Here is a 6,510-nt window from a genome sequence, read left to right on the forward strand (position 1 = left end):
CACTTAGGTTCAGAATCACGATAACGCTGGATTCTTAGGACCTTATCCCTGTATTTCAGACCACTCTTACATTCCGGACAGATACATTCTTCTTCACTTTCAATAAAAAACACCCAATTTCTCATTGAAAGTTTTTGTATATTTTGATACGCTTACCATGGTTTTAAACCATGGATTCCGAAGGGATTGTCGCTTGCTAGGGGACCTCCTTTCGGAATCTTCCTTTCTACAGACTGATTGACAGTATATCAATCAATCCAGCGACAATCAAAGGTATCAACTAAAAGTCATTCAGAGAGGGTGCTAACAGTATTGGGAGATTAAAGTTATCTGTCTTATGAAGGACTGTAGGGTCCTTTCCTATGGACTCATCTCTCCGGTAAACATAACAATGTAGGCACCCTGTACTTGCTCTGGTGCATCCATGCCACAGATTCCAGTTAAGTGCCAGCGGAGGCCGTGGATCATTGTGTTTTTCCTCAAAAAACGATAATTGCTCCATCATGAAAACCATCCAGTTAGATATGAATCACTCATGTTTCTTATAATAATAAATAAACTCGTTATCACGTCTTGCTTCTGTATACCCAAGCTTAGAATAAAATGCATTTGTTCTGACATTCCAAATGGGCGTATCCAACGTGAATTCCTTTGCATCTGAAAACATCGCCTCAATTTCCTGCATCATGTAGATTCCATAGCCTTTACGGAAATGCTCTGGACTTACAAATATCCTTCCGATGTTCAGATTGTCTTTATCAGGAAACAGAATAGCTCCGCCAACAATCAATCCATTATCAGTTAACTTGTACAAGTGATTTGATCTGGCCATCTTGGTATGAAAAGGCACAGACATGTATCCAGGAGGCCCACCTGCTGAAGGTGCTCCGACCTGAACATCGCTGTCAAAAGCTCTTTTAGATATTCCATTTAGTGTCAAAGCATCAGAAGTGCTTGCTTTTACAAATTGTAGACTCATGGTTCTTTACCTTATCACCTTCCTGCTTTCAGTGTATATGTTGCTTCCCAATGATTAAGCACTTCTACTTTTGTAAATCCAGCGGCTATTAAAGCTTCTTTTTCATGCTCCACAGTCAGCGGAGTGTCATAATGATAAAACACTTCATCCGGCAAGTTCTGCTCTTTTCTTAGTCTAATCTGCTCCTGCCTGAAAAACGTTTCCTGTTCATCTGTCTCTGCAAAATAATCAGTCAGGATAAAATATCCATCGGGCTTAAGTGCCTGCCAAAGCTTCGCATATAAAGGAATCTTTTCCTCTTTTGAAAAGTGATGTAACGATTCCACAGAAACTGCAGCATCAAATATTCCATCTCCAAAGGGCACATCAAAGTATGACCCGCAGATTGTTGTAATATCCTTATCCGGAAACTTAGCATTTAGTGAATCAAGCATGGCTTCTGTGAGATCAATTCCGGTAACTTTTGCATTTGGATTTACCAAAAAGAATTCCTCTAATTCAAGTCCTGTTCCGCAACCCAGATCAAGCACCTTTGCGTTTTCACCGGCCGGCAAAAGAGCTGCTGTAAACTTATAAAATAAAGACGCGCCTTCAATATTGCTCTTCATGTGCTCATCATACCCATTGATACGGGCAGTAAAGAAATCATCCATTCTTTCAAGCATGTTCTAATTTCTCCCAGTTATTTTTCATAGCTCCTTGGCAAATGATACATGCCCTTCTAATTCGATATAGCCGTTCTTTTTATAGAACTCATATGCAGGCACATGCGCTTCCTGCCTTAATAGTCCATGTGTATCTGAAAGGATTCCTAATAGTATTCTTCAAGAAAATCTTTCATATACTCATGCCTCTTTTGGGCCATCTCCTTAGCTGCATCAGTATTCATTTCTTCTTTTAACAAAAGAAGTTTATCGTAAAAATGCTTTATGGAGTCTGACAAGCCCCTTCCAGCCTTCCCGCCATATGCAAATGTTCTGGCAATCCCTATCGCTCCAATGGCATCAAGTCTGTCTGCATCCTGGACAATCCTTCCCTCCAGTGTTTCGGGCCTTCTGCCTCTGTTATGGCTGAATGACACGGAATTAATAATTTTGCAGATCTGTTCTAACATTTCTGACGGAAGGCCTTTTTGTTCCATAAATGATCTGGCATTTGCATTGTTTTCTGTGCTGAAAAGCTTATAATCATCAGCGTCATGTAATAATGCAGCTAATGAAATTGCAAAACCATCTGCCTCAGGGTATGCTTCCATAAGTATCTGAGCGTTGTGATATACCCTCATGGTATGATCTGCTCCATGCCCATCGGAATTCCCTGCAAACAGCTTATTAACATACTCTATTGCTTCACTGATTATCATGTCACATTATTACAAGCCAAATAATCAATGCCCCCATACACACTCCTCCATAATCTACAGTTCTTTTTTCATATAACCACATGTAAATGGAAAGAAATCAAATTTCTTTGTCCCCACATGAACAGCTCCGTTATCCTCATTCTCAATATGTATTAATCCCTTTACTATCTCATCTTCTTCATACACCCAGATATTCTCAACAGAACTGCTCGTAGTCTTGCATCCAAGTGTCTCAGCGATTACTTCCGCAACTCTTTCCGCGCATTCTTTTTTCTGCTCTTCTGTTCTTCCTAAAAAGCACTTAATTTCAACGTGTGGCATTATCCTTTTCTCCAACTTCATCAACTGGCTTTAGAACATGTTGAAAAAAGAAGTTTCTTTTCCTTCTTCCTTTTTGCAGCACAGAATATTTCCCTGAATAACCGGCTCTGTCCTGTCATAGTAATCAATCTTATAATCTGATAATACCATTCTTACAGCTGTCAATATTGCCCCGTGAGCTACAATCATTATTTTTTCATCTTCAGCAAAATCATATTTATCCAGCGCTCTTTGAGCTCTTTCACATAGCTCTGAAATTGTTTCCATCTTATATTTGGGATCTTCCAGATTAAGCTCCGGATACCATACTTCGCCCTCCAGAAGCCCACAATCTCTTTCTATGAAATCATCGTCAAATACAATTTCATCCTTGAAGCCTGTCTTCTCAGCTATAATCTCAGCGCTTTGCTTTGCCCTGTCCAAAGGACTTGCAATCAATCTGTCAAATCTGACTTTGTCTCTAACCATCTGATCTGCAAGGTCCTTCATTTGCTGAATACCTACATCGTTCATAGGGATATTCATATGCCCTTGCATTCTTTTCTCGTTATTCCAATCTGTCTGTCCATGTCTTACAAGGTAAAAAAGCATTTCTAAACACCTCCCAAAAGCATAGTTCTAATATATCAGAAAAAAGAGCCATCAGACAGCAATTATTCTGTCAAATGGCTCATGTTATAGTTCTATCATCTAACTCTGCTTCAAAAATTGCCACAGCCTGTGGCAAAATTGATCCATTCTTTATAAACCGTTCCTTATACTTTAATACTCCAAGCTGTTTTCATTAAGCAAAAAATACTTCATGCCCATAATTACATAACCATCTTCATTTCGCCATGGCTTGGATGATCCGTTAACCAGAATAATTTTCTTAAAGGAATCTGGTATGTTTGGAGTGAGTTAAACTCCTGTTTTTGCTTTTCCTCAGTTGAAACCTGCGAAATAGCGTTCTTAGCAGAGACGCAGGACCTTCCGGAAGTTCATTAGTCTACAATATGCACGATATCATCTGGAAATAAAAAGTACTCCTAGTGTTCCTGGTCCACAGTGAGATGAAACAACACTTCCTGCACGGGTCTCAAGGATTTCTTTAAAAACGCCAAGACTGGCCAGATATTTTCTAACAGATTCAACTACTTCCCTGTCGCACCCGGAATGGGTTATAAATACGCGCTCCGGTCTGGCATTCTTCAGGTCAGCTTCCATGTCCCTGACATAATCAAGTACATAGCGTCTGCTTGATCCGCGATATTTCTTTTCCGGATGCATGGCTCCGTCAGATACCGCGATACGCGGATGGATCTTCAACGCTGTTCCAAAGAAGGCAGCAAGGCCGGAACAGCGACCACCTCTATGTAGATAAACAAGGGTATCTATCACAAAGCTTGCACGAACTTTATCTTTGGTTTTCTCTATCTCGCATGCTATTTCTTTCGCTGTCTTTCCTTCTTTAGCCAGCTCTGCAGCATACACTACCAATAGTCCGATACCTGTGGAAAGATTTGCAGAATCAATGACATGAACTCTGTCAGACATGCCAAGATCTTCTGCAGCAAGCCTTACATTGTTAAAGCTTGCCGACATTGAAGATGATATCGTGAAAATAACGTACTCATCTGTTCCTGACGGATCCAGGTATTTGGAAATATCCTCAATGCCGGCCGCTGCTGTCTTGGGCGTTTCTCCATGTTCATCAGACCATTTATAGATCTGTTCGGGAGAAATATTGACGCCATCGAGATATTCCGCATCCCCGAGCCTTACATATAACGGGATTATACCGATGTCGTATTTTTGAATCAGTTCCGGTGACAGATCACAGGTACTATCTGACAGAATTTTTATCATTATTTTCCCCCTGGCAATTATGCGCCTCTGTTCTCTTTCTTGGATTCCTTAACATCAGAAAATTCCAGTTTTTCTGCGCTTTCTATATTTTCTTTTGCATAGTTCTCGTAAGATTTTCTGTAGTGCTTCTGGTGAGCCCAGATATCATCAGCTACAGGTCCCCACTCTTTTGAATAATTATCACACTTTGCGCAGAGATGTTCAACGCTTTCTTCTGATTCTTCATTGGTGCCATGGGCTCCGGATCTTGCTACCATCTCTCTAAGAAGCTCAGGATTTTCAAGCATAGGACATGGCTTTCATAACAGCATCGTAGTGACCATCATCAGACCACCGTAAGCGGTAAACAAAAGGCGTATAGAAACCTGCTAACAAAAGTCAAGAGCTTTTCAGCAGGTTTTTATATTTCTCATGATTCGATTTTTGTGTACAACAATAAGGCCGGAATAATAACCCAGCCTGGCAGGACCTGCTCTGATCATTCGCTATTGATAGACTGCCATTACTCTTGCGTAATAGATTCTCAAGAACTTATTTAATCCAGCAATCTTTGCGTGCTTTTTGTCTTTACCTTCTCGTTCCTTTTTCAGGATATAGTTATAAACAGCATCGTCTTTTGGCGCCTTATGACTCTTAAGCACCCTCATGACTTCATATCCGACCTTCCGAAGAGTAGATGAACCTCGTTTTGTTATCTTGCGCCTGGAGCCAACAAACTGGCCGGATTCATACGGTGGAGGATCTATTCCGGCCCACGCGATAAGCGCCTTTGCACTATGAAGACGCCGAACATCACCGATCTCAGCAATTAACTTTGGAGCAAGGACATCTCCGACGCCTCCCATTGCCCGTACTGTTGAATATTCGGGTAATGACTTAGCAAGCTCCTGCATTCGTGATAAAATCAGAGACAGAGAGTTATCCACAGCTCTCAATACTGTTACGGCTTCCTGTACCAGCATTTCCTTCCATGGGTATTCGAGCTGAAGGGCAGCTGTAGCTCCGGTTCCACATCCTTGTCTATTGAAAGTATCGCACAGTTCACTATTCTCACGCCCTTTTCATTAGCCACAAGAAGTGCCCTGTCAACCTTTGCCTTAGCACTGTTAACTATACTCTTTCCTTCAAAAAGATATTCCACTTCATCTGCATCAATATCTACATGCTTCATTTTCTGATACATACTCTCCCATCCTCCAAATCTCTACAAACGGCATTGAGTACTCGAGCCGTTCTTTCGTTGCCCACGCAGGCACAGAGCATGCATTCTCTGTAACACCGCCCCTAACATATGCATCCATTAAAAATCTTTGGGTATCCATGACGGTTCCTCCTTCATGTGAAATACCCTTCGGCCGAAAGGTCTTTTGTCCTTCTATTGCCTCTTTGTACATATCCGTTTTTTCATAACAAGCGTTAGATCCTGTACTTTTTCTTGTAGAAGTGCCTAACCCCGCTCAAAATGTGGGCTTAGAAAAAGGACCGGATTTTGCTCCGATCCCAGTTTCAGCTCTTATTCAGCTTGCATTATTACCTATCCAAATCTTCGTTATGGCATGCGATTAAGATAAGCAATTATATCTCTTTGGCTTTGAACAAATCATCTAGTGTGACCTGCTTTTGAACAATTCCACTATACTGATTTGATTCCACCCCATAAGTTGTTACAAATACTATCTGAACTGCTTTTTTAGTCTTTGAATTTTTACGGAAGGTCTCTATCCTCTTTCTCAATTTCTCGTCATAGTCTTTGTCGATGACGTATTCACTCAAAGAAAATTTCATCTCACAGAGGTTTATAACTCTATCGCGACGATCAATAATCAAATCAATTTGTGTCCCCGCTGTACCAAGCTTCTTATCTGCCTTCACGAACCAAGATGACTCAGTGGATAGAATGCCTAGAATTCCAATCTTTTGCTTAATCTGGCTGATATGATCTTTACATACCTGCTCAAACATATTTCCAGCCCAGGTCTTTCTGGCAGGAGCATCGAGC

9 protein-coding genes and 3 pseudogenes are annotated in these 6,510 nt (G+C 41.0%); all 12 read right to left on the bottom strand.

Annotation, left to right across the window (positions count from 1 at the left end; all coding sequences use genetic code 11):
* Positions 1 to 529: 529 nt before the first annotated feature.
* Positions 530 to 979 carry a GNAT family N-acetyltransferase gene (locus G636_RS0114190; protein ID WP_026508584.1) on the bottom strand — a complete coding sequence of 150 codons (450 nt, stop codon included), beginning with the start codon at positions 977 to 979 and terminating at the stop codon, positions 530 to 532.
* A gap of 14 nt (positions 980 to 993) precedes the next feature.
* Positions 994 to 1,644, bottom strand: a complete 651-nt coding sequence (locus tag G636_RS0114195) for a class I SAM-dependent methyltransferase (protein WP_026508585.1) — start codon at positions 1,642 to 1,644, stop codon at positions 994 to 996.
* Between the two features lie 146 nt (positions 1,645 to 1,790).
* Entirely contained in the window at positions 1,791 to 2,342 is a 552-nt protein-coding gene (locus tag G636_RS0114200) for an HD domain-containing protein (RefSeq protein WP_026508586.1), read from the bottom strand.
* Positions 2,343 to 2,396: 54 nt separating this feature from the next.
* Complete coding sequence (locus tag G636_RS18745; protein ID WP_081668508.1) at positions 2,397 to 2,684, bottom strand: tautomerase family protein; 288 nt, start codon at positions 2,682 to 2,684, stop codon at positions 2,397 to 2,399.
* Between the two features lie 9 nt (positions 2,685 to 2,693).
* Entirely contained in the window at positions 2,694 to 3,254 is a 561-nt protein-coding gene (locus tag G636_RS18750) for a histidine phosphatase family protein (protein WP_051227047.1), read from the bottom strand.
* Between the two features lie 171 nt (positions 3,255 to 3,425).
* Positions 3,426 to 3,598: pseudogene (locus tag G636_RS21230) on the bottom strand (ATP-binding protein); the annotation flags it as partial.
* Positions 3,599 to 3,668: 70 nt separating this feature from the next.
* Positions 3,669 to 4,511 carry a DegV family protein gene (locus tag G636_RS0114215; RefSeq protein ID WP_026508587.1) on the bottom strand — a complete coding sequence of 281 codons (843 nt, stop codon included), beginning with the start codon at positions 4,509 to 4,511 and terminating at the stop codon, positions 3,669 to 3,671.
* A 17-nt stretch (positions 4,512 to 4,528) separates the two neighbouring features.
* Positions 4,529 to 4,798 (bottom strand): hypothetical protein, encoded by a 270-nt coding sequence (locus G636_RS0114220; protein ID WP_026508588.1) that lies wholly within the window; start codon positions 4,796 to 4,798, stop codon positions 4,529 to 4,531.
* Positions 4,799 to 4,996: 198 nt separating this feature from the next.
* Positions 4,997 to 5,485: pseudogene (locus tag G636_RS18755) on the bottom strand (transposase); the annotation flags it as partial.
* A complete protein-coding gene (locus G636_RS18760) occupies positions 5,452 to 5,694 on the bottom strand; it encodes a hypothetical protein (protein WP_155832406.1) in 243 nt (80 codons plus the stop codon). The gene G636_RS18760 and the pseudogene G636_RS18755, both read right to left, overlap by 34 nt.
* Entirely contained in the window at positions 5,663 to 5,833 is a 171-nt protein-coding gene (locus G636_RS20655) for a hypothetical protein (protein WP_196803122.1), read from the bottom strand. Before G636_RS20655 ends, G636_RS18760 begins: the two co-directional genes overlap by 32 nt.
* 253 nt (positions 5,834 to 6,086) lie before the next feature.
* Positions 6,087 to 6,510, bottom strand: a pseudogene (locus G636_RS20660) (AAA family ATPase); the annotation flags it as partial.

This window comes from Butyrivibrio sp. MC2013 (genome assembly GCF_000424585.1).
Taxonomy (GTDB): Bacteria; Bacillota; Clostridia; order Lachnospirales; family Lachnospiraceae; genus Butyrivibrio.